Genomic DNA, 24,218 nt, shown 5'->3' with positions numbered 1-24,218 from the left:
CTCAGCCGGCCATCAGCAGATGCGACAGGCCGGCGAAGGTGATCAGTGCCCCGAGGCCCGCGAACAGCATGTCGTGCAGCGGGTCCCAGACACGGTGCCGGATCGCAAGCCGGATGATGAACAGATGCAGGATCCAACCGGCAACCATCTGGCCGATGATCGCACCGGTCAGTCCGCCGAGTTCGGCCCCGATCAGGAAGGCGGTGATCTGCACACCGGCCCGCAGCATGTTCAGCATCGACGGGCTGCGCGAATCGCCCGCCGCCAGCGCCGCCTGCGGATAGGTCATGCCCAGCAGCACCGGCACCTGGGCACAGGCGATTAGCGACACGATCCGCCCCGCCTCCTGATAGCGGATGTCATAGAGCAGGTCGATGATCCACGGCCCACCCACGGCCATCACCGCGATCATCGACATGACCAGAGCCGACAGCCCCATGCGCATCCGTCTGACGGTGCTGAAATTCTGCGGCGATTCATAGGGCGGGGTATCGCGATAGACCGGGATGATCATGCGCCCGACGATGTTTTCGGCCAGCGCCATGGGAAAGGACGCCAGAAAGTAACCGATATTGTAGACGCCCAGCTGTTCAAGGCTGAGATACTTGCCCAGCACCGCCTTGTCGCCCTGCGACAGCAGGAAGCCACAGAAGGAACTGAGCGTGATCCATTTGCCGAAATGGATCAGTTCGTGCAGCGCGCTGCGATCCATCTCGAAGCGCGTCGCCGGTCCCTTGAAATAGTGCCGGGTCAGCAGGACCTTGACCACGGCGGCGACGATCTGGCCGATCACCAGGGCCCAGATCGACCCGGTGATCAGCGCGAATATCACCATCGCGACCACCGAGGCCGCCTGGGTGGCCAGTTCGATCAGCGTCACGGTTCCCAGCCGGATATGCCGCTGCGCATGTTCGATATTGGGTGAGACCAGCCCCCCGATCAGCAGGCTCAGCCCGACGGCGGGCATCAGCTGGACCAGTTCGGGCGCCTCGTAGAATTGCGCCGCGGGCCAGGCCAGAAGGCAGATCACGACGAAATACATGCCGTGCAGCATCATCTTGACCGACCAGGCGGTGTTCAGGAATTTCGGATCGTCGCCGCGCTTGCTCTGCATGATCGAGGGCGTCAGCCCGACATCGGACATCATCACCACGCCGAGGACGAACATCGTGACCAGTGCCATCAGGCCGAAGGCATCGGGAAACAGAAGCCGGGTCAGGATCAGGTTGCTGGCCAGCCGGATCCCCTGGGTGAGGAAATAGCCCATTCCGGAAATGGCCGATCCGCGCAGGACCCGCTGGGTGATGCTGCTGCCCGACATATAGGTCATCACGCGTCTCATCGGCGTATCGTTTCCTCGATCAGGCGGGCCAGCCGGGCGGCTTCGCGGTCAATGTCATGGCGCTGCAGCACGCGCGCGCGCCCCGCCAGCCCCATTTGCACCAGGGTCTCGGCCGGAGTTGAGGCCGCGAGGCGTATCCCCTCGGCCAGTGCTTCGACATCCCCCGCCGGCACCAGCCAGCCGGTCTGCCCCGGCACCACCAGTTCGGGATTGCCGGCGATATGGGTGGCGATCACGGCCCGACCGCCGGCCATGGCCTCCATCACCACCATCGGCAGCCCCTCGGCAAAGCTGGGCAGGACCAGCGCGTGACTTTCCGACAGCGCCCGGCGCACCCCGGCCTCGTCCAGCCAGCCGGTCAGGCTGACCGCATCGCCGACCCCATGCGCGGCGATTGCGGCCTCGATCTCGGTCCGCATCGCGCCGTCGCCGACCAGCGTCAGATGGACATCCACCCCCCTGCGGCGGGCAATGGCCATCGCCTCGGGCAGCAGCAACTGGCCCTTCTGCTCGACGAAACGGCCGATGCAGACCAGCCGCAGGGGTCCGTCGGGCGGACCGGGCGGCATCGGCGCGGGCTCCGGAAACCGGGCCGGCTCGATCCCGCAATGCACCACCGCGATGCGCGGCCAGTCCCGATAGGCGGCCCAACGCATCAGCTGGCTTCGGCCATGCGAGGAAATCGCCACGGTCAGATCCGCCCCGCCCACCTTTTCGGCAAGGCTCAGCGCCTGCGGGCTGTCGAACTCCTCGGGGCCGTGAACCGTGAAGCTGTATCCCGGCCCGCCCAGACGACGGATCAGCGCCACGACGGCCGCCGGATTGGTGCCGAAATGCGCGTGCAGATGCTCCAGCCCCAGTTCGTCCGCGCGGCGGGTCACATGGGCCGCCTCGGCCAGATAGATCAGGTGCCGCAGCCGTCCGCGGGCGGATAGTCCGCCCATGCGCCAGGCCGAGGCCAGCGCCCCCCTGAACGCCGCCGGACGTCGCAGCAGCAGCCGCAGCGTATCGGCCAGCAGCCGTCGCCCGCCGGCCGCCAGCACCAGTTCCGTGCGCCCGTATTCGGCGATATCGGCGGGATCGACCAGTCCGGCACGGTCGCTGCGCATGGCGAAGCGATGGACCTCGACGCCCCGACGTTCAAGCGCCTGGACCTCGCGGCGGATGAAGGTGACGCTGGGCTGGGGATAGGTGTTCAACAGGTAACCGATACGCAAGTCCGACCTCATTTCATGGCGCGACCGGCGGTCGAACCCGCCTGCCGCGTTCGACGGGCAGGTGCAAGCCGTCACCGGCTGAACCTGCCCACATCATCATCGCCCCCGCGTCCAGCCGGCCGGACGGCCACGGCCCATGCGCACCGCCACGGAGACCGCTGCATAGACCGAGAATCCCACCGGATCGCCCAGTGCCAGCCGGGCCGCAGCTGCCGGCCCGAACGGCGCCTTGCCCTCGTTTTCCAGCAGATGGGGCCAGCGCCCGGCGATTTCGGCCACACCCGCATCCTGACGGCGGCGGACCCGGACCAGCCGCGACCATCCCTCGACCATCGGCCAGTCATAGGTCGCGGGCAGGCCAATCCGTTCCGCGGGTGCGAATTGCAGCCGCACGAAGGTATCATCCGAAATGATCCGGGGAAACGTGCCCCAACGGGCGCGGCCAGCCGCATTGACCGCGAACAGGCCATAGCCGGGCGCCACGCTGCTGACGAAGGGCAGCCGCTGCCAGAGCCGGGCATAGGCGCGGGTGATCGCGCTTTCGGGGCGCGGGATCACCGCCCGGCCACTGGCATAGGCCGGCCCCGGCGCCGCCAGAAGCGCCCGCGTCAATGCGGCCATCAGCGGCGGGCTGACCGTCACATCGGCATCCAGATAGGCCCGGACAGGACCGGTCGCGGCGGCATCGCCGGCATTCAGCGCCCCGATCTTGTCACCCTCGGCCCGCTCGATGACCTGAAGCCGCCAGCCGGCATCGGCAGCCGTCGCGGCAAGGTCGCGCGCAATCTCGGCGGTCCGGTCGCGACAGCCATTGGCCACCACGATCACCTCGGCCCCGCCCGGCACGGGATCGCCGGCCAGCAGCGCCCCGAGACAGGCGCCCAGATAGGCTTCCTCATTGCTTGCCGGAAGGATCACGCTCAGCGCTGTGGGGGGACTCATTCATCAGGCTCCGAAACCGCATCCCAGCGGGGATTCCTGTCATCCAGATAGCGCAGCACGCCCCAGCTGCCGAAACCGGAGGGGCGGTCGATCGCCGTGTAGAAGTTGAAGGGATGATCGCTGACCTCCCTCCAGCCCGCGATCAGCCGCCGGTAGAGGTTGCCCATGCCCGACGAATAGTCCAGCACCGAGATGAAGTCGTTCAGTTCCTGATCGTCCCGCTCGGTATCCGGGGTCAGGACATGGCTGCCGCCCTCATACATGACCAGTTCAAGATCGTATCTGGCGGCGGCGCGGCGATGCTTGCGAAACAGATCCCTGACGACCCAGTCGACCGAGCCTTCGGCCTTGCCGCTCAGGGCGCCATTGCGCAACTCGGCAACCCAGCTGTCGAGCGCCTGATCGAAACGATGCTGCCGGACGAAGGCCTCGCCCGCCGCACCCGTCAGACCGCTCGCCGCCGCCCGCCGCTCGGCATCGGCGCGGCTTTCCGCCAGGACCTCGCGCAACAGCGAAAGCCGATCGGGATCCTCGAGATTGGCGTAGAAATAGCCGGTCACGGCATAGGCATCGAAATGCTTGGCCAGTGGGTTCCAGCCGTCCGGATCGGCGGCCTTCCAGGCCGGCGCATTCAGCATGTCCTCCTCGCTCCCCGGCCAGCCGGTGAAGGTTGCAACCACCCGAACCAGACGACCGACAGCCGAGGGGGCAAATTCCTCGGCCCAGATGTCAGCCACCTGCGCCGCCCGCCAGGCCCCGTATTGCCTCGCCGCCCCGCTGACACCCCATGCGGCCTGCGCCATCTCCTCGGCCCATCGGTTCTGGGCGAAAGAGCCGTTCCAGATTTCGTTCGAGAACTCGACCCATGCGCGGCGGCCGGGTTCGAGATTGTCACGCACACGCCTTGCATATTCACGCACCAGATCGTCATCGGCCAGATGCGGGATCGTGAACCACGGGTCGAGGTCCAGTTCGTTGGCCAGCGCCACCATCACTTCCGGCGGAACGCCCCGGTCGGTGCTCCAGACATAGTCGCCGACCGAGGGCAGATCCCCGGCGGTGACGAGATTGGAGTTGTTGGTGCGCCCCCAGTCCATGAAGCGCAGGATCTCGGCCCCGCGAAGCCGGGCCAGAAAATCGGGCTCGAAGATCTGCCCGGAATCGGCCAGCGCCAGACGGTCCTGCCGGACCACGCTGATCTCCCGGATCGGATCCCCGGGATCGATGATGCGCAGCGTGATCGACACGCTGCCTTCGCCGGGCGTAAAGTCGAAACCGATGCGGCCGTCCTCGTAGGTGACGTTCCGGGCCAGATCACCGCCAAGTTCGATCCGGCCCTTGCCGCGATAGCGCAGAACATAGCGCCCCGCGCTCGAAATCGCCCGGGCGTCCATTCCGGACAGGATCACCGTACTGAGATGGGTCACCTCGGGCGGCATCCGCAGGGGCCAGCCATATTCGTCCAGATAGCCGCCTTCGCGCATCGCAGCCTCTTCGAAGCCGCCCCACTGTCCCGGCAGATGCCCGAGCCACGGCCTTGCGGTCTTGAACAGGTCAAGAAACGGTTGCGAGCCCGACCAGTCGCTGACACCCGACAGGTTGAAGCCGATCCCGCGCTGCTCGATCCCGGTCAGGTACGACTCGTTCGGATCCTGCCAGCCCGACCAGCCACCGTCATCGGAGATGGAGTTCTGGACCAGCATCCTCGCCCGCCGCAGCGTTTCGCGATCGCCGGAAATGCCGCCGGAGGCGGAGACAACCACCTTGAGGGCGACCCGCTGCATCGCCTGGGCCATCGGTTCGGTCACCGCCTCGTCCAGAGTCGCGGGGCGGTTGCGGCCCAGCCAGACCGGCAGGCCCGAGGGGTCCGAGCCGCTCAGCGCGGCATGAAGCAGCATCGCCGCGAAGTAGTTGCCGCGGCTGTTCAGCCGCCGATCGTCGCTGAACAGCTGATCCAGATCGTCCAGTCCCGGAACCTCGCCGGCCTCGATCGCGCGGTCCAGGGCCAGAAGCCCCTGCGCCAGCGGGATCAGTTGCATCGGCGGGGCGTCCGGGGCCCCTCTGGCCTGATCGTTCACCGCATCGACAAAAGCCTGCCAGACCAGACCGTCGGCTGCCACGCGCCGTCGCCAGGCCTCATGGTCCAGCACGGTCAGGGCTGGCCAGCCCTCATAGAGATAGGTCTCGGTCTCCGGATTGCCGCGCAGTGCGAGATTGCGAAACTGGGCGGCATATTCGACGCTGCGATGCCGGGCGAGACTGTCGGTCAGCGGCAGGGTCTCGGTCATCACCACCTGATGGTTCTTGCCGGTCGCCAGCGCCGCACGCGGATCCACCCCCGGACCCGCCGCGGCATTGATCCAGTGATAGGCCAATGGCCCCTCCGGCGCCCCGCGCGTGTCGACCACGGTATCGGCGCCGCGCATGCGCCCGGCGGCTTCCACCATCTGCGGCACCTCGGGGCTGAACATCCCGAGGCCGATGAACAGGATGTCGGCCAGCAGGGCGTATCCCATCATGGCCCGATCCCCGTCAGCGGATCGCTGGACACAAACTGCCAGACCAGTTGCTGCACACGGGCGGCCGCCCTTGGATCGAAAGCCTGTGCCGGGCTGCCATCGGCGCGGGTCAGCTGCGCCGGCAGCCCTTCGGGGCTGCGCTGATACAGCACCGCGTAATGCGTCAGGGCGACGACATAGTTCCCCAGATCGCCGACATGGATCGGGTCCACCGCTCCCTCGGGCGTGCGCGCAAACAGATCCTCGCGGCTGCTGACGCCCGGCAACTCGCCCGCCTCCGCGGCCCGGGCAACGGCCGCCAATACCGGGCCGCCGGGAATGCGGTAGATGGTGCCGACGCCCTCGGCCGCCATCGCCCGGCGCATCACCTCGTCCTGCCACAGCGAGACGGCATCGCCGTCGATCCGCTGAAGCCAGCCCGCCTTGTCATCCAGTTGATGCCAGGTCTCATAGAGATAGACCCGCAGATCGGGTCGGGCGAGGCGGCCAAGACGCGCCCATTCCGCCAGATAGTTGCCGCTGCCCTGCCATTTTATGGCATCGCGCAGTTCCAGCATCTCGGTCAGGATCAGCGCGTCATACGCGCCGCTGCCGATCGCCTCGCGCACGGGTCGGAATGCGGGACTGGCGTTTTCCTCGGCGAAGCCCGCCACCTCGTCCGGCCCCAGCCAATGCGCCCGAAGCGAGGTTCCCCAACCCAGTTGCGACGCGTAGTCATGCCCCTCGGGCGCCAGTTGGGCCAGCATCGCCGGCATGTCGCGCCCGACAAGGCTGTGGCCCAGATGATAGACGCGCAGCGGCCCCTGCGGCGCGGCCAGCGGCACATGCGCCGCGGCAAACTCCCCGGCGGGCATCTGCGGCAGGGGCTCGGGCACCCGCGCCCGGCGGCGGCGGACCGCCATCCCGGCACCCAGCGACACCAGCCCCAGCAGCGCGAAACCGCCAAGTAGGCTCAGCCGCCGGTTCATATGCACCCCGCCCGGCACGCCAACTCAGGCCCCCGTCCGGCTGAAACCGGCCAGAATCAGCCCGGCGGTCCGCACGAACCGCCCCTCAAGCGCGCTGCCTGCGGCGAATGGCGGAATTTCACGGGTGAAACGGGCGATCAGCCCGCCGGATTCCGCATCGACCGTGACATGCATGGCATCGAAGCCGAATATCGCCCGGCTGAGCGGGTACTGACACTTGAACGCGGCCTCCTTGGCGACAAAGATCAGTCGCGCCCATCTGAGCGGCTCGACCTGCCCGGCAATCCAGGCGCATTCCGCGCCGTCGCAGATCTCGGACAGAATGTCATCGGGCAGCGGCGCATCGGGCTCGACGTCAAGACCCAGCCCCTGCACCAGCGCCTGCGGCGCCGCCACCGCCAGGGCACAGTCCTCGCCATGGGTGATGCTGCCGACAACGCCTTCGGGCCAGAGGGGCGCACGATCCTCGCCGGCCGGAATGGCGGCCTCGGGCAGTCCGGCGGCTAGCAGCGCAAGCCGGGCGGCGGCGCGCCCGGCGGCGAATTCCGCCTGACGATGAGCGACCGCCTCGGCGACGGCCCGTGCCTCGCCCGGCCACAGAGGCGGGGCGGCGCCGATGGTGACAAGCCCCACCCCGACGCCGTCGGGGAAAAGACTGCCAGCCATCTGCACCAGCCCGGTCATGTCTCAGCCCTGCCCGCGACCGGCCCGCAGCGCACGCCGGTCGGACATGGCCTTGGCGCGGGCCGCCGCACGATCCTCGGCCCCCTCACCGGAAAGGGTCGGGGCGGGCTCGGCACCACTATTGGCCGCATCGGCGCCGCCAAGATGCCCCGCCAGCCCTTCAAGCGTCGGGAACTGGAAGATATCGGTGATCGACAGCTTCACCCCGCCGCCAAGCGCCTGCCTGATTTCGCGATGGGCCTGCACCGCCAGCAGCGAATGGCCGCCAAGCGCGAAGAAGTTGTCCTTGGCCCCGATCTGCGGACGGTTCAGGATCCGCGACCAGACCTGCGCGATGGTCGCCTGCACACCGACCGCGGGCGCCACATAGGCCACGGCCGAGGCCGGCGCGGAGGCATCGGCGGGCGCGGGCAGCGCCTTGCGATCGACCTTGCGGTTCGGCGTCAGCGGGAATTCCGGCAGCTTGACCACATGGGCGGGCACCATATGCGCCGGCAGCGCCGCCGCCAGATGATCCTTCAGCGCCCCGGTCTCAAGCCAGCTGTCGCCGGTGACATAAGCCACCAGCCGCATGTCGCCCGGCACATCCTCGCGCGCCACGACGACCGCCTGACGCACGCCGGCCAGCCCCTCGGCCACGGCCTCGATCTCGCCCAGCTCGATCCGGTAGCCGCGCATCTTCACCTGATGATCGGCGCGGCCGAGGAATTCCAGCCGCCCATCGGCACGCCAGCGCACCAGGTCGCCGGTGCGATACATCCGGCCCGGATGGAACGGGTTCGGGAGGAAGCGCTCATCGGTCAGGTCCGCGCGCTGGTGATAGCCGCGCGCGACCCCTGCCCCGCCGATCCACAACTCGCCCGGCGCGCCGACCGGCAGCGGCTGCATCGCCTCGTCCAGCACATAGACCTGGGTATTGGCGATGGGCGTGCCGATATTGACTACGGGCTCGGCGGCATCGGCGGTCGCGGTGGTCGACCAGATGGTCGTCTCGGTCGGGCCATACATGTTCTCGATCCCGGCATGGCTGACCTTGTTCAGATCGGCGACCAGCGACCCCGACAGCGCCTCGCCACCGATCATCAGATGCCGGATCTTGCCAAGTGCCGAGCGGGCATCGTCATTCATGGCGATCATCCGCGCCATCGAGGGCGTGCATTGCAGATGGCTGACGTCGTGGCGGCGGATCTGCGCCGCAATCGAGAAATCGTCATGCGCGGGCGCGGTGCCGGCATTGGTTCGCGCCAGCAGTTCGGCCAGCGGGCGCAGCCCTTCCAGAACCTGTTCGCGCGGGATGCCGTAATCGATCAGCGCGGCAATCTCAGTTACGCCGATTTCCTTCAGATGTTCGACTCTTGGCAGCATTTCCTCGACGGTTCCGAAGAGGCCGGAATCCTCGAAGTAACGGTGGAAGGCGAATTCCAGGATGGCGTCGTTTTCCTCATCCGTCAGCCCGCCGAGGTCGATCTCCATCGGGTTGGTGACGCCCTCGGGCTTCTTGAAGGCCGGGAAGGCCCAGGCATATTGCTTGACCAGAGCGGTGGCCGCCGCGAGGTAATCCTTCATCGGCTGGCGGGCCACCTCGCGCGCGGTTTCGCGGTCGGCCGCCAGGAAGCTGTGCAGCATCAGCGTGACCCGGTATTTCGACGGATCGCGGCCGCTGTCGCGCAGCGCCTTGTGATAGATGCCGATCTTGTCGGCCACCTCGTCGATGGACTGGCCCAGGAGGTGCGTCAGCACATGCGCGCCCAGTTCCCCCGCCTCTTTCCAGGTCGCCGGATTGCCCGCCGTCGTCACCCAGATGCCCAGTTCGTCCGAGACCGGGCGCGGCTGGGTCAGCACATCGACCATCTTGCCGCCGGCCATCGGGAAGGCGACCTTCTCGCCCCGCCACAACCGGCGCAGGATGTCGATGCTCTTGTACATCGCCGGCTTGTTCTCGGGCGGCGAGTTCTCGGGGCGCAGCACGAAATCCTCGGGATGCCAGCCCGAGGCGATGGCAAGGCCGGTGCGGCCATTGGTGAGGTTGTCGATCACCGCCCATTCCTCGGCGATGCGGATCGGGTGGTGCAGCGGTGCCACGCAGGATCCGGCCCGCACCTCGAGGTTCCGGGTCACGGCCGCGACCGCCGCGCCGGTCACCGAGGGGTTCGGATAGGGGCCGCCGAAGGCGTGGAAATGCCGCTCGGGCGTCCAGACGGCGCAGAAGCCATGCTCATCGGCGAATTTCGCGCCTTCCAGCAGCAGATGGTATTTCTCGCGGCCCACGCCGTCGTCGTTGCCCCAGTAGAACAGGCTGAAATCCATCGGCTTGTCGCTGACCGCCGCCCCGCCCGAGACCAGCGCCCGTTCGGCATCGCCCATCAGCACCACGCGGAAGCCGCGCGCCAGCGTGTAGAACAGTTCCAGCACCGAGATGTCGAAGGAGAGCGAGGTCACCGCCAGCCACACCCCCGCCGGGTCGTGCCGGATGCGGTCGTCCATGCCGGTGAAGAAATTGGCGACGTTGCGATGTTCCAGCATCACGCCCTTGGGCCGGCCGGTCGAACCCGAGGTATAGATCAGATAGGCCAGATCCGCCGTCGTCACGCCGCTGTCGGGATTGCCCGCCGCCGCGCCGGCCAGCCGCGCGTCCTGATCCAGCACCAGAAGCTGTGCCCCATGCGCGGGCAGGCCCTGCGACAGCGCCGCCTCGGTCACGATCACCGGGCAGCCGCTATCCTCGATATAAAGCGCGATGCGCTCGGCCGGATAGGCCGGGTCCAGCGGCACATAGGCCCCGCCCGCCTTCATGATCGCCAGCGTCCCGACCAGCAGATGTTCGCTGCGCCCGGTATGGATGCCGACCAGCGTGCCGGGGCCGACGCCCATGTCGCGCAGCACATGGGCGGCGCGGTTGGCGCGTTCGTTCAGGTCGGCATAGGTCAGGTGACGGTCCTCGACCGTCAGCGCGACCGCGCCCCGGGCACGGGCGACCTGCGCCTCGAAGGCCTGATGGACGCAGATATCCGGAAACGCGGTTTCAGTGCGGTTCCAGCCGTTGACGACCTGCTCGCGCTCGGCCTCGGGCATGGGCGGGATATCCGCCAGCCGACCGCCGGCCGCAACCGCGCCGGCCAGATGCGACAGCCGCGCCGCCAGCAGTTGCGCCGAGGCCGCATCCAGCCGCGAGGCGTCATAATGCAGCCGTCCGCTTTCGGGCGCGAGGCTCAGGACGGTGCCGGTGACCGGCGCATCGCCCGCCGCCGCGACTCCGATCTGCGGCATCTGCAGGGGCTGGATGCCCGGATCGCGCAACGGCAGGTCCAGCGCGAAGGCCGGGTGCCTGCGGGCACGCGCCAGCCGTTCGGCCATGCGCGCACGCAGCCCCGCCGCATCCTCCGCCGGGCCGGGATCGGCGCGCAGCGGCACCCAGCCCGACAGATAGCCCGGCGCGCGTGGTGCCGAGGGATCGTGCAGCGCCAGATCGACCGCTTCGCCCCCCGCCAGCGTCGAGGCCAGCAGCGCCGCAGCCGCCAGCAGGTCGCCCGAACCGCCCTGAACCGGCAGACTCTGCCAATCCCCGCGACCGAGTTCGTGATTGGCCAGCGGAATTGCGGCTGATGCGAATGATTTCAATTCCCTGCGCCAGAAACCTTCGCCCGGCGCAACGGCGGCAATGGCCGCACTCAGCGCCGCCCGGTCGGCTGGGCCGGACAACGTCTTGCCCTGCAGGCCGGTCGGGTCGAACTCGGCCCCGTCCAGCGCCGCCAGCCCCGTCAGCCGCAACGCCCCATCCGCGAACATCACCGTGGCGCCGGCGGCATCGGCGGCGATGACGCTGCCCGGCGCACCGTAACCCTCGGCCGGCTCGACATGGCGGACCGCGATCACCCGGCCGTCAGCCTCGAACTTCGCCAGCCCCAGCGGGTTCGCGTAATCGCCGTGATCCAGCCCCCGGATCAGCCGCGAGGCGGCCTCGCGCGCGCCACCGAAATCCAGCGCCCCGGCAGCCTCGGGCCGGTCGGCGCGGGCGTGGTAACCGCGCAGCGACAGATCCTGCCCTTTCCGGTTCAGCCCGCTTTCCACCTGCCCGATCACCGCGCTGAAACTGTCGATCGCGGCCTCGAAGCAGCGGGTGTTCAGCGTCAGCGTGGTGTCATCCGGCGCGATGTCGAACAGGCGCTGCTCAAGGATATCGCCCTCGTCGATATCGCCCTCGATCAGGTGCCAGGTGATGCCGTGCTGTCCGTCGCCCTGCAGGATCGCCCAGGCCGGGGTGTTCAGCCCTGCCCGGCGCGGCAGCGGGCCATCGTGAAAGTTGACCGCCCCCCTGCCCGCCCGGTCCAGCAGCGCCTGGGGCACCAGCGACAGGTTCGCCACGCTGAACAGCCAGTCATAGTGCAGATCGCCCGGATCGCGCGTCTCGGGATGCGGCAGGACGCGGATGCCCTGCTCCTCGGCCCAGTGGCGAATGGCCGGGTCGCGGGTCAGCACGGCCGCGACGCTGTGCCCGCGGTCGCGCCACTGGCCCGCGCATTGGATCAGAAGCGATTCATTGCCGATGAAAAGGGCCGATTGCGTCATGTCGTCCTCTCGGTGACGGAAGATACTGTGGAAAGCGGGGCATGTTCGGAGGCCGGTTCGATGCCGCGAACCAGCGCCCGCAGATCATGGACTGCAAGGTCACGCATATAGCCGGGCGAGCCGCTGCGCCGGGCGCTGCCAAGCGCCACCCGCAGCCGGTTGATGCCAAGCCCTGCAAGCTGCGCCAAGGTCGCCGCGACGGCGGTGGCCAACCCGTGATTCTTGCGGAAATAGCGCCAGCGGCTGTCGAACCAGTAACCCGGCGTGCGCGTCCAGGTCTTCATCCCGGTCGAGGCCGAACCGACATGCGCGACCCGGCTGGCCGGGATGTAATCGGTCTGCCAGCCGGCCCGGATCGCGCGCAGGCAGAGATCGGTCTCCTCGTAATAGAGGAAATAGGCCTCATCGAAGAGGCCGATCTGATCCAGCATGTCCTGGCGCATCATCAGGCTGGCGCCGGCCACCCAGTCCATTTTCGTCGGTTTGGCCGGGAAGGGCTGCGGGATGATCGCGTGGCTGAGAAGCTTCGAGATCGGCCCGGTCTGCGCCGCACCCTCGAATTCCGAGGCGATCGAGTGGAACCGAAAGCAGGTCACATGCGGCACGTCATCGGTGCCGTGGATATAGCTGCCGGCCATGCCGGTCCGCGGATGGCCTTCGAGGTGATCCAGAAGGATGCGGATCGCGTCGGGGGCGGGAAAGGCATCGGAATTCAGCAGATAGACATAATCCGGCCGCAGCCCGTCCGGCAGGCCCGCGCGGATGCCCACATTGTTGCCGGCCCCGAAGCCGCCATTGCGGCCCGACTGGATGACCCGGACCCGGTCCCAGCCGCGGTCCGCCACCGCCCGGCGAAGCCGGTCCTCGGATCCGTCGCCGCTGTCATTGTCGACGATGACGATGGCGCCCTCGATCCCCGCCATCGCGGCCACGGCGGCTTCGGCCGAGCGCAGCGTCATCTCGGCGGTGCGCCAGTTCAGGATGACGGTGAGCAAGCTTGCCATGATCTACTCCGCCGCCTGTGCCACTGGCGCCCTCAGCCGGGCTTCAGCCCCGGCGATGACCTCGCGCATGCGCGCCGCCATCACCCGGACATTCGGCTCAAGCACCATGCTGTCATGGTCGCCCGGCACCTCGATCACCTGCAGCGCCGGGGCATATTGGGTCAGGTCGTTGTCCTCATGGACATAGAACTTGGCCGAATTGACCCATTGCCCCGCCGAAACCTGCCAGCGCCGGTCCAGCGGCGGGCGGAACAGCACCACCTGTCCGTCGCGCGGGCGCATGTCGAATTTCGGCAAAGAGGCGCGGAAGGCGGCTTCGATGGCACTGTTGTGGAACTGGTTGGCAGCCTCGGGGGTCGCAGTCTCGCGTTTCTGTTTCTGCTGGCGCTTCCAGTCGGCCCGGGCCTTCAACCATTCGATCAGGTAGGATGGACCCTTTTCGCGCAACTCTGCCAGCTTGATCAGCGCGCGGTCCCTGCGACCGGGATGCGGCAACATCGGCACCGGAGTGTCCAGCAGCACCGTCAGGGCCACCTCGTCGCCCTGGGCCTCAAGCTGGCGGGCCATTTCCCAGGCGATCAGGCCGCCACCCGAAAAGCCGCCCAGAAGATAGGGTCCTTCGGGTTGAACCTGCTTCAATTCGGCGATGTAATCCCTTGCCGCATCGACAAAATCATCGTGCGGCTCATCCTCGCCGAAAAGCCCCCGCGCCTGCATGCCATAGAAGGGCCGGTCGCCGCCCAGAAGCTGGGCCAGATGGCGCAGGTTCAGCACGTTGCCGAACATGCCGGCGACCAGGAAGAAGGGCCGCTTCGGTCCGCCTTCGCCCTGATGCATCGGCACCAGATGGGTGAAGCGCCGCGCCGGCGCCCTGGCCTTCGGCGCCTCGCCCGCCTCTGCGTCCTGCGGACCGATGCGATCCTCGATCAGCGCGGCGCAGGCGGCGATGGTCGGCGCCTCGAACAGTACCGAGATCGGGAAATCGACCGAATAGGTCTTGCGGATCATGGCGAACAGCCGCACCGCGATCAGCGAATGGCCACCCAGATCGAAGAAGCTGTCCTCGACCCCGACCTGGCCCACGCCCAGCAATTCCTGCCAGAAACCGACCAGCGTGCGTTCGATCCCGTTCCGCGGCTCGACATAGTCGCTGTCAAGCTGCGGACGCTCGAATCCCTGCCGCTCCTCGGTCGCCTCGGCGCCCTGCCCGGCCTGTTCGATCAGCGCCGGCAGCGGCATCGACGACACCACCACCTGCGACTTGCCGGTGGCCAGCGCGCGCAGGAACCCCTCGGCCCCTTCCTCGGGGCGGATGCCCTGCGACAGGTTGTGCTGCAACCGTTCCTCGGCCGGCGACAGCTTGCGCTCGTCCTGTCCGGCATCGGGGAAGATCACGTCGCGCTTGGCCGTGGCCGCCGCGAAATCCAGGGCGCCGTCAAGGCGGTGGATGGTAAAGCCGGAAATCTCGATCAGCACCCGCCCCTCGGGGTCGGTCAGGGTCACGTCAAAGCGCGCGAAGGGATTGTCGGCGCGGTTCTCGGCCGCGTTGCGGACCCAGCTGCGGATCTCGGCGCCCAGTGGCGCATGCACCCTGACCGAGCCATAGCTGACCGGCACCCAGAGGTGATCGGGCCGATACCCCTCGATCAGTCCCATCGCCCAGCCCGTCGCCAGATCCATCAGCGCCGGGTGGATCAGATAGCCCTGCGCGGGTTCCGCCCGGAAGGCATCGGGCAGCGCCAGTTCGGCCAGACCCTCGCCCTCGCCATAGGCGCGGCGGCGCAGCACGCGCCAGCGCGGGCCGAACCGCAGATGCGCCTCCTGCGGGCTGACAAGGCCCCTGGGATCGGCCTCGACCTCGCGCGGGCAGCGCGCGGCGATGGCGGCCAGATCGACCGGCCCGGCCGGCGCCGCGCCAAAGCCGATCTGGGCCTGCGCGTTCAACTCGTATCCCTTGCGGCCATCGGCAATGGCGTCGCTGCGGATCTGGACCGCATAGCCTTCGTCATTGCGGGTCAGCGACAGGCGCAGATCGCGCGCCGCATGGTCATCGACGGCCAGCGGACGGAAGAAATAGAGGTCGCGGATCTCGAATGCACCCGCCTCGCCATGCGTGCGCAGAGCCTGGGCGATCAGGTCCAGATAGCCGGTGCCGGGCACCAGCGACTGCCCGTCCCGGGTGCGGTGCCCGTCCAGAAGCCAGTGCCGCGTGGTCAGTTCGGCGGTGAAGATGCGGTTGCCCTCGGCATCGAAGCTGGCCTTGTCCAGCAGCGGAGCGGCAACATCGGTGACGGGCGCCGGCTCGGGTGTGGCGAAGGCCTCGGCGGCCATGCCGACCTCGGCCCAGATGCCCCAGTTGATCGCGGTCACCGCGGTCCTGCCACCGGCGCGCGACCTGGCCCAGGCATTCAGGAATTCGTTGGCGGCGACGTAATCCACCTGCCCCGCCGGCGCGATCGCGGTCGAGGTCGAGCTGAACACCACGATCCGCCCGACCGAGCCGTCGGGGAAGACCTTGTCCAGGACCTCGGTGCCGTGAACCTTGGGGGCAAAGACATTCTCGACGCTGGCCGGGCTTTTCACCAGCATCGGCGCGTCATCGACCACGCCCGCGCCATGGATCACCGCGTCGATGCGGCCGAACCGGCCAACGGTTTCGTCGCGCACGGCCTGCATCTCCTGCAGGTTGCAGACATCGGCGGTCAGGCAGATCACCTCGGCCCCGGCCTGTTCCAGCCGCTGCACACCACGGATCCGGGCGGCGATGGGGTCGTTCGGCGCGGCGCCGCGCAGGACGCGGTCCCACTGGTCGCGGCCGGGCAGCGCGCGGCGGCCGACAAGGGCGATCTTCGCGCCCAGATCGCGGGCCAGCCGCTCGGCCACGGTCAGGCCGATGCCGCCGAACCCGCCGGTCAACAGGCAGACCGCGCCCTGCGGCAGATCGGTCGTGGCCCCGGACAGCGGCAAGGCCCGCCAGCCCAGCTCATAGCGGCGATCGCCACGCAGGGCGGCGCTGCGATTGCCGGGATCGGCCAGCATCTCTTCCAGCACGCGGTCGGTCAGCGCCTCCCATGCGGGATCGTTGCGGCGCCCCTCGGGCAGGGTCAGGTCCAGCGCGGCGCAGGTCACGCCCGGCAATTCGCGCGGCATCACCCGCAACGGCCCGGCCATGGTGGCCTTTTCGGGATAGGGCAGCGCCTCGGCGCGGACCTGCACCGCACCGCTGCTGGCGGCCAGCAGGTGGATCGGGCGCGGCAGGTTCTCCTCGGCCATGGCCTGAGCCAGGAACATCAGGCTGTAGAAGCCCTGTTCCTGATTGCGATGGAAGAAGCTGGAGCCGGGGCGGAAGGTCTCACCCGCCGTCACCAGCCAGAAATGCGCGATCCGCTGCGGCGCCAGCCCGGCGGCAACCAGGTCATGGATCAGCCTGTCGTAATCCTCGCGTCCGCGTTCGGGCGAGATGGTATAGGCATCCTCGCCGGTTCGCGCGTAAATATCGCCCGCCCGGACCTCGATCACCCGATGCCCGACCCCGCGCAGCCGGGCGATGGCGCGGCCCGCCAGTCCGGCCTCGTCGGCAAAGACCAGCCATGTGCGCGGCTCGGCCTGATCCAGTTCGTCCGCCTCGACCTCGGTTTCCGCCGCGCGCGGGCGCCAATGCGGCTGCCAGCCCCAGTTCTCGACGCCCTCGACCCGTTCGATCCAGTCTTCCGCGGCCGCCGCCTCGGCCCGGCCCGGCTCGATGAAATAGCTGGCGCGCTGGAAGGGATAGGTCGGCAGCGGCACCCGGTTGCGCCGCGCCTCGCCCCAGATCGGGGTCCAGTCCACCGGCACGCCCACCGCCCAGAGCCGCCCCAGCGTGGCGATGAAGAATTCGTCGTCGGGCACCCGCTGATCGGGATGGCGCAGCGCCGGGATCACCTGATTGGCCGGCACGCCATTGGCCTGCACCAGCGAGGACAGCGCCCGGCCCGGCCCGACCTCCAGATAGACGCGGCACTTGCGCGCCATCAGATGGCTGATCCCTTCGGCGAAATTCACCGTGTTGCGCAGATGCGCGACCCAGTAATCGGGACTGGTCGCCTCGGCCGCGGTCAGCGGCTGCCCGGTCCGGTTCGAGATCACCGGCAGGCGCGGCGCGGCAAGGCTGATCGAGCGCAGGTAATCGCCGAAACGGGTCAGGATCGGCTCCAGCATGCGGCTGTGGGCGGCGATGTCGATCTGGATGCGCTGCGCCTCGATCTCGTCCTTCGCCAGCCGTTCCTGCAATGCGTCCAGCGCCGCCTGCGGCCCCGAGACGACGCAGAGATCCGGCGCATTGACCGAGGCCATGTCCAGATCCTCGGCCCAATAGGCCTTCAGCGCCTCGGCCGACAGCGGCACCGACAGCATGCCGCCCGGCGCGATGGTATCGAACAGCTGGCCGCGCAGATGCACCAGCCCGATGCAATCCTCGAAGCCCAGCACCCCGGCCAGACAGGCGGCGGTATTCTCGCCCATGGAATGGCCGATCAGGGCGGCGGGCTGCACGCCCCAGCTGATCCACAGCTGCGCCAGCGCATATTCGGTGATCATGATCAGCGGCAATTGCACCGAGGGGCGCTTCAGCCGCTCGACCGCCTCGGCCCGGGCGTGATCTTCGGGCAGCCACAGCGCGCGCAGGTCATAGTCGAGGCTGGGGGCGAGGTGTTCCAGCCCCTTGTCCATCCAGTCGCGGAACACCGGCTCGGTTTCATAGAGATCGCGGGCCATGCCGGCATATTGCGCGCCGCCGCCCGGGAACATGAACACCGTCTCGGGGCGTTCGGGCAATTCCTGATGGGTAAAGATCTTGCGTGGATCGCCCTCGTCCAGCTTGGCGGCGGCATCCTCGTGATCGCCGGCGACGACGATGCGGCGATGCTCGAAGGCGCGGCGGCCCTGTTTCAGCGTCCAGGCGACATCGGCCAGCGGCTGTTCGGGATGGGCGCGCAGATGGGCGGCAAGATTGCGGCTGGCCTGATCCAGCGCCGATTTGCTGCGCGCCGACAGGACCAGCAGCTGGAACGGCCAGTCGCTGTCCTCCGAGGCCGCGCGGGCCGGTGCCTCCTCGACAATCGCATGGGCGTTGGTGCCGCCGACGCCAAGGCTGTTGACACCCGCGCGCCGCGGCGCGCCCTTCAGCCGCGGCCAGTCGCTCAGCCGGTCGTTCACCTTGAAGGGCGACTGCGCGAAATCGATGGCCGGGTTGGGCGCCTCATAGCCCAGCGAGGGCGGGATCTGGCCGTGATGCAGCCCCATGCTGACCTTGATCAGGCTGGCCACGCCGGCGGCCGTGTCGGTATGGCCGATATTGGTCTTGACGCTGCCGATGCCGCAGAAGCCCCTGTCCTGCGTGGTTTCCTCGAAGGCCTGGGTCAGCGCCGCGACCTCGATCGGGTCGCCCAGATAGGTGCCGGTGCCGTGGCATTCGACATAGCCGATGGTATCGGCGCTGACGCCCGCGACGCCATGCGCCTCGGCCACGCATTTCGCCTGCCCCTCGACCGAGGGTGCCAGATAGCCGGCCTTCGCCGCGCCGTCATTGTTGACCGCCGTGCCGCGCACCACCGCCCAGATGTGATCGCCATCGGCAATCGCATCCTCCAGCCGCCGCAGCACCACGCAGCCCGCGCCCGAGCCGAAGACGGTGCCCTCGGCGCGATGGTCGAAGGCGTGGCAATGCCCGTCGGGCGACAGAATCTCGCCCTCCTCGAACAGGTAGCCGCGGCCATGCGGCAGCTCGATGGTGACGCCGCCGGCCAGGGCCATGTCGCATTCGCCGTTCAGCAGCGATTGCGCCGCCTGATGGATCGCCACCAGCGAGGTCGAGCAGGCGGTCTGGATCGACAGGCTCGGCCCCTTGAGGTCGAAGATATGGCTGACGCGGGTCGACAGGAAATCCTTGTCATTGCCGGTATGGCGCAACAGGAACATGCCGGTATTGCGCACCAGATCCGGGTTCGAGCAGACGTTGAAATAGAAATAGCTGCCCATGCCGCAGCCGGCGAAGACGCCGATCGGGCCATCGAATCCTTCGGGCGTGTGGCCGGCATCCTCCAGCGCCTCCCAGGCGCATTCGAGGAACTGGCGGTGCTGCGGATCCATGATCGCCGCTTCCTTGGGCGAAAGCCCGAAGAACTCGGCATCGAATTTCTCGAAATCCTGCAAGATCGAGGCGACGGGCACAAAATTCTTCTGCCGCATCCGCGCCGGACTTTCGCCATTGGCTGTCAGTTCCTCGACGCTGAGCTTGCGGATGGATTCGATGCCGTCGCGCAGATTGGCCCAGTATTGTGCCACATCGGGCGCCCCCGGCAGATGTGCCGCCATGCCGGTCACGGCAATAGCCCCCGCAGGAAGAGTTGCCGAAGCGTCCTGACCAGTCATCGCGCCGTCCGATCCGAAAAATGCCGTGAGGTCGTCATGGCGGCAGAATACCGATTCGACCGGGCCAGTCTATCCGGTGTCGCAATATCTGCGTCAGCAGGAACCTCCTGAAAACGCGGTATTTTAGACAGACGGCAATTCGTCGCAGCCAATGCTGCCGAGATCGTCATTTCCACGCACCAATTCAATCTTCACACAGACATAACAGCTAATTCGCAATGCATTGCGATTGAACCTGCCACTTTGGACAGGCCGTTTCATCCCAATAACCGGTCGACGCGGGTCAACCTAGCATGAAAGCACGGAATTTTCGAACGATTCCGACATCGTGGTCAAGATGTCGCTAACGCGCACCGTCCCCGGCACGGCCGGCGCAGCGCGCGCCGGGGCCGCCCTGCCCCGACGCGCCTGTCCCGCCGGTCGCAGCCGGGCCGATGGGATCAGACGATCCGGTCCACCATCATGTGCTTGATGGCGGCGATCGCCTTCGCGGGGTTCAGCCCCTTTGGACAGGTATTGGTGCAGTTCATGATCGTGTGGCAGCGATACAGCTTGAACGGATCCTCCAGATCGTCCAGCCGCTCGCCCGTCGCCTCGTCGCGCGAGTCGATGATCCAGCGATAGGCATGCAGCAGCGCGGCCGGCCCCAGATAACGGTCGCCGTTCCACCAGTAGCTGGGACAGGCGGTCGAGCAGGAGGCGCAGAGGATGCATTCGTAAAGCCCGTCCAGCTTGCGGCGATCCTCGATCGACTGCTTCCATTCCTTGCCCGGCGTCGGCGACTTGGTGATGAGGTAGGGGTTCACGCTGGCATGCTGGGCATAGAAATGCGTCAGGTCCGGCACCAGATCCTTGACCACCGGCATATGCGGCAGCGGATAGATGGCGATGTCGCCCTCGACCTCGTCGATGCCCCAGATACAGGCCAGATGGTTGCCGCCGCCGATATTCATCGCGCAGGAGCCGCAGATCCCCTCGCGGCAGGACCGCCGGAAGCTGAGCGTCGGGTCGATCTCGTTCTTGATCTTGATCAGCGCGTCCAGAACCATCGGCCCGCATTTGTCCAGATCGACGAAATAGGTGTCCAGCCGCGGGTTCTCGCTCGTATCCGGGTCCCAGCGATAGATCTTGAACTTGCGGACATTGGTCGCGCCCTCGGGCTTGGGCCAGGTCTTGCCGACCGTGATCTGGCTGTTCTTGGGCAAAGTGAACTGGACCATTGGGTGCTCCTTTCAGAGAGTGCCTGCGGACGGCTGATCGGCCGTGAACAGAAATTGATTGCTGGCGACCAGATCGACGACCTTTCGCCGGGCATGAGGATTCAAAGACAGGCCATTGAGACGGCGTAGAAATTCTGTAGCGCCATGGCTCAGTCGTTCGTTCGACGCCCCTTCCAGCGGCGGCAGGGCCGCGATCTCGGCATCGGAGAGGCCGGCATGGCGCAGAAGCTGGCGGCCGGGACGCGCATGTTCCGCCTCATCCTCCAGCCGGAAGCAACGGATCCGGTCCTGCCCCACGGCCTCAGCCATGCGGTGGCCAAGGTCGTCCCAGCCGGGCAGATCCGCCGTATCGGTCAGAAAATCCGCCAGCGCGCCCGCGTAACCCTCGCTCCGCACGATCTGGGCCCAGAGGCTGGCGCGCCATGTCTCCATGCTGCGGGTATAGATGACGAAATCGACCTCGAAACCGCCGGCTGTCTGCCGGATCAGTTCGGCGATCCGCGGCAGGGCCGGATAGAGCCGGATCTCCTGCCCCTTGCCCGGAGGCGCGCCGGCAAGGTTCTCATGGCTCAGGATCACCGGCAGGTCATTGGCAGGCAGCGTCTCCAGCACGTCCTCCAGCGCAATCCGCAAGGCCTTTCTGGTATCGCCGCCGGGGGCAAGGCTGAACTGCTGCGCCGCGCGCCCCAAGGCCTGCATCGGTTGGTCTGGCCACGGCGTGCGCAGGATCAGCCGGCGGGCCAGGGCGGCGGCGTTGCGATGCAGATGGCGCTGGATGGCGGTGCTGCCGGTCTTGTGCACCCCCAGATGCACGATCAGCCGCCGCCCCGCCTTCGCCTGTGCCGCCTCGGCCATCGCCTAGCCCCGCCAGCCCGGCAGATCATACAGCGACCGCGTCGGCATTTCCCCCGAGCGGCGCAGCACGCAGCGATTGAATTCGTCCGAAGGGTCGCGCCCGGACGGGTTGGTCGAGACACCAAGCTCGATCTCGCCCCGGGTCCGCACCGATGCCCCTCCGCTGCCGCCCATCACCCCCACGCTGAGCTCGCCCCGCGGATAGGCGCTGCGCTCGGCATCGCGCTGGCAGCTTGCCTCGGCCTGCTCGACCGTGACCGGCGCGCAGGCCGCAAGCGCGGCCAGCAGCGGGATCACGGTCAGGAGGGCTGCCTGCGCGCGCATCGGTTCAGGCCGGACGCGCCGCGCTGGCGATGCACTGGGTGGTTGCCGGACGCGAGACGATGGCGGCTACGCTGTCGGCGGCACCGGTCGCCCCGGCACGCGACATCTGCGCGATGTCGATCAGTTCGGCCGTGGTGGCGTTGTTGATCACGCAGTCGGTATAGGGCGCAACATTCACGCCCGGCAGGCGCTTCTGCATCTCGGAATTGACGACGCTACGCGCCAGCGAACGCGAGGCCTCATCCAGAACGGTCGGCGTGGTCGGCGCCGGCGTGATCGGCACCGGCCCGGCGGTGGGCAATGGCGCCACGCAGCCCGCCAGCACCAGGGCAGCGGCCCCGCAGGCGGCAAAGAGATTGAAACGCATCAGTAAACCCTTTTCTTCGGAGCAATCTTCTTCAGGTCGATCCCGCCATCCTCGGCCTTCGTCAGCGGCTCCAGATGGACCGGGCGATAGGCAAGTTTAACCTTGTTCCCCTCGACCCAGGCAAGCGAATGCTTGCGCCAGTTGGCGTCATCCCGCTCGGGGAAGTCCTCATGCGCATGGGCGCCGCGGCTTTCCTTGCGTGCCTCGGCCCCGACGATGGTGGCCAGCGCGTTGGGCATCAGGTTGGTCAGTTCCAGCGTTTCCATCAGGTCGGTATTCCAGATCAGCCCACGATCGGTGACCTTCAGATCGTCCAGCTTGGCGGCGACGGCGGTCATCTTCTCGACGCCCTCGGCCAGCGACTTCTCGGTGCGGAAGACGGCCGCATCGGCCTGCATGGTCTTCTGCATCTCAAGGCGCAGTTCGGCCGTCGAGGTGCCGCCATCGGCATTGCGGATCGCGTCGAACCGGTCCAGCGCCTTGTCCACCTGCGCCTGATTGGTCGCAGGCACCGGGCTTTCGCGGTCCACCACCTGCCCGGCCCGGATCGCCGCTGCGCGGCCGAACACCACCAGGTCGATCAGCGAGTTCGAGCCCAGGCGATTCGCGCCGTGAACGCTGGCGCAGCCGGCCTCGCCCACCGCCATCAGGCCGGGGAAGATCGCGTCGGGATCGCCCTCGGTCGGGTTCAGCACCTCGCCCCAATAGTTGGTGGGAATGCCGCCCATGTTGTAATGCACCGTCGGCAGGATCGGGATCGGCTGCTTGGTGACATCGACGCCGGCAAAGATCTTGGCCGATTCGCTGATCCCCGGCAGCCGTTCGGCCAGCGCCTCGGGCGGCAGGTGCATCAGGTTCAGATACATGTGGTCCTTCTGCTCACCCACGCCGCGGCCCTCGCGGATCTCGATGGTGATGCAGCGGCTGACCACGTCGCGGCTGGCCAGATCCTTGTAGGTCGGCGCGTAACGCTCCATGAAGCGCTCACCCTCGGAATTGGTCAGGTAACCGCCCTCGCCGCGCGCGCCCTCGGTGATCAGGCAGCCCGAGCCATAGATGCCGGTCGGGTGGAACTGCACGAATTCCATGTCCTGAAGCGGCAGACCCGCGCGGGCTACCATGCCGCCGCCGTCGCCGGTGCAGGTATGGGCGCTGGTCGCGCTGAAATAGGCGCGGCCGTAGCCGCCGGTGGCCAGCACGACCATCTTGGCGTTGAAGACATGCATGGTGCCGTCATCCAGCTTCCATGCCACGACGCCGGTGCAGGCGCCGTCGGTGATGATCAGGTCCAGCGCGAAATATTCGATGAAGAACTCGGCGTTTTCCTTCAGCGACTGGCCGTAGAGCGTGTGCAGGATGGCGTGGCCGGTGCGGTCGGCGGCGGCGCAGGTGCGCTGCACCGGGGGGCCTTCGCCGAATTCGGTCGTATGGCCGCCGAAGGGGCGCTGATAGATCTTGCCCTCCTCGGTGCGGCTGAACGGCACGCCGTAATGCTCCAGTTCATAGACCGCCTTCGGCGCCTCGCGCGCCAGGTATTCCATGGCGTCCGTATCGCCTAGCCAGTCCGAGCCCTTGACGGTGTCATACATGTGCCACTGCCAGTTGTCGGGCCCCATGTTCGACAGCGAGGCGGCGATCCCGCCCTGCGCAGCGACGGTATGCGAGCGGGTCGGAAACACCTTGGTCACGCAGGCGGTGCGCAGCCCCTGCTCGGCCATGCCAAGCGTCGCCCGCAGCCCGGCACCGCCGGCGCCCACCACGACCACGTCGTAATCATGCGTATGGATTTCGTAAGCAGCCAT

14 protein-coding genes are annotated in these 24,218 nt (G+C 67.7%); all 14 read right to left on the bottom strand.

Going from position 1 to position 24,218, the window contains the following annotated elements:
* Window position 1: 1 nt before the first annotated feature.
* A complete protein-coding gene (locus KNW02_RS07560) occupies window positions 2–1,342 on the bottom strand; it encodes an oligosaccharide flippase family protein (protein WP_216032651.1) in 1,341 nt (446 codons plus the stop codon).
* Entirely contained in the window at window positions 1,339–2,559 is a 1,221-nt protein-coding gene (locus tag KNW02_RS07555; RefSeq protein ID WP_216032650.1) for a glycosyltransferase family 4 protein, read from the bottom strand. Before KNW02_RS07555 ends, KNW02_RS07560 begins: the two co-directional genes overlap by 4 nt.
* A gap of 96 nt (window positions 2,560–2,655) precedes the next feature.
* Entirely contained in the window at window positions 2,656–3,501 is an 846-nt protein-coding gene (locus KNW02_RS07550) for a glycosyltransferase family 2 protein (protein WP_216032649.1), read from the bottom strand.
* Window positions 3,498–6,020 (bottom strand): hypothetical protein, encoded by a 2,523-nt coding sequence (locus KNW02_RS07545; RefSeq protein ID WP_216032648.1) that lies wholly within the window; start codon window positions 6,018–6,020, stop codon window positions 3,498–3,500. The genes KNW02_RS07550 and KNW02_RS07545 overlap by 4 nt, the downstream gene beginning before the upstream one ends.
* Complete coding sequence (locus tag KNW02_RS07540; protein WP_252733538.1) at window positions 6,017–6,988, bottom strand: hypothetical protein; 972 nt, start codon at window positions 6,986–6,988, stop codon at window positions 6,017–6,019. Before KNW02_RS07540 ends, KNW02_RS07545 begins: the two co-directional genes overlap by 4 nt.
* A 24-nt stretch (window positions 6,989–7,012) precedes the next feature.
* Complete coding sequence (locus KNW02_RS07535) at window positions 7,013–7,672, bottom strand: 4'-phosphopantetheinyl transferase family protein (RefSeq protein ID WP_216032647.1); 660 nt, start codon at window positions 7,670–7,672, stop codon at window positions 7,013–7,015.
* Window positions 7,673–7,675: 3 nt separating this feature from the next.
* On the bottom strand, window positions 7,676–12,238 hold the full coding sequence (locus tag KNW02_RS07530; RefSeq protein WP_216032646.1) for a MupA/Atu3671 family FMN-dependent luciferase-like monooxygenase: 4,563 nt from the start codon (window positions 12,236–12,238) through the stop codon (window positions 7,676–7,678).
* Entirely contained in the window at window positions 12,235–13,242 is a 1,008-nt protein-coding gene (locus KNW02_RS07525; protein WP_216032645.1) for a glycosyltransferase family 2 protein, read from the bottom strand. The genes KNW02_RS07530 and KNW02_RS07525 overlap by 4 nt, the downstream gene beginning before the upstream one ends.
* 3 nt (window positions 13,243–13,245) lie before the next feature.
* Window positions 13,246–19,650, bottom strand: coding sequence for a type I polyketide synthase (locus tag KNW02_RS07520; protein ID WP_216032644.1), 6,405 nt, complete (start codon window positions 19,648–19,650; stop codon window positions 13,246–13,248).
* A 440-nt stretch (window positions 19,651–20,090) separates the two neighbouring features.
* Window positions 20,091–20,870 (bottom strand): succinate dehydrogenase iron-sulfur subunit, encoded by a 780-nt coding sequence (locus tag KNW02_RS07515; protein WP_216032643.1) that lies wholly within the window; start codon window positions 20,868–20,870, stop codon window positions 20,091–20,093.
* A 12-nt stretch (window positions 20,871–20,882) separates the two neighbouring features.
* Window positions 20,883–21,725, bottom strand: a complete 843-nt coding sequence (locus KNW02_RS07510; RefSeq protein WP_216032642.1) for a hypothetical protein — start codon at window positions 21,723–21,725, stop codon at window positions 20,883–20,885.
* Between the two features lie 3 nt (window positions 21,726–21,728).
* The gene (locus KNW02_RS07505; RefSeq protein ID WP_216032641.1) at window positions 21,729–22,049 is read right to left on the bottom strand and encodes a hypothetical protein; all 321 of its coding nucleotides are present in this window, start codon (window positions 22,047–22,049) and stop codon (window positions 21,729–21,731) included.
* Between the two features lie 4 nt (window positions 22,050–22,053).
* The gene (locus tag KNW02_RS07500) at window positions 22,054–22,416 is read right to left on the bottom strand and encodes a hypothetical protein (RefSeq protein WP_252733537.1); all 363 of its coding nucleotides are present in this window, start codon (window positions 22,414–22,416) and stop codon (window positions 22,054–22,056) included.
* Window positions 22,416–24,218, bottom strand: coding sequence for a succinate dehydrogenase flavoprotein subunit (gene sdhA / locus KNW02_RS07495; protein ID WP_216032640.1), 1,803 nt, complete (start codon window positions 24,216–24,218; stop codon window positions 22,416–22,418). Before sdhA ends, KNW02_RS07500 begins: the two co-directional genes overlap by 1 nt.

Source organism: Paracoccus marinaquae (genome assembly GCF_018860165.1).
Lineage (GTDB): Bacteria > Pseudomonadota > Alphaproteobacteria > Rhodobacterales > Rhodobacteraceae > Paracoccus > Paracoccus marinaquae.
The sequence above is the reverse complement of the archived record's forward strand: the minus strand, read 5'-3'. Positions and strand labels throughout refer to the sequence as shown.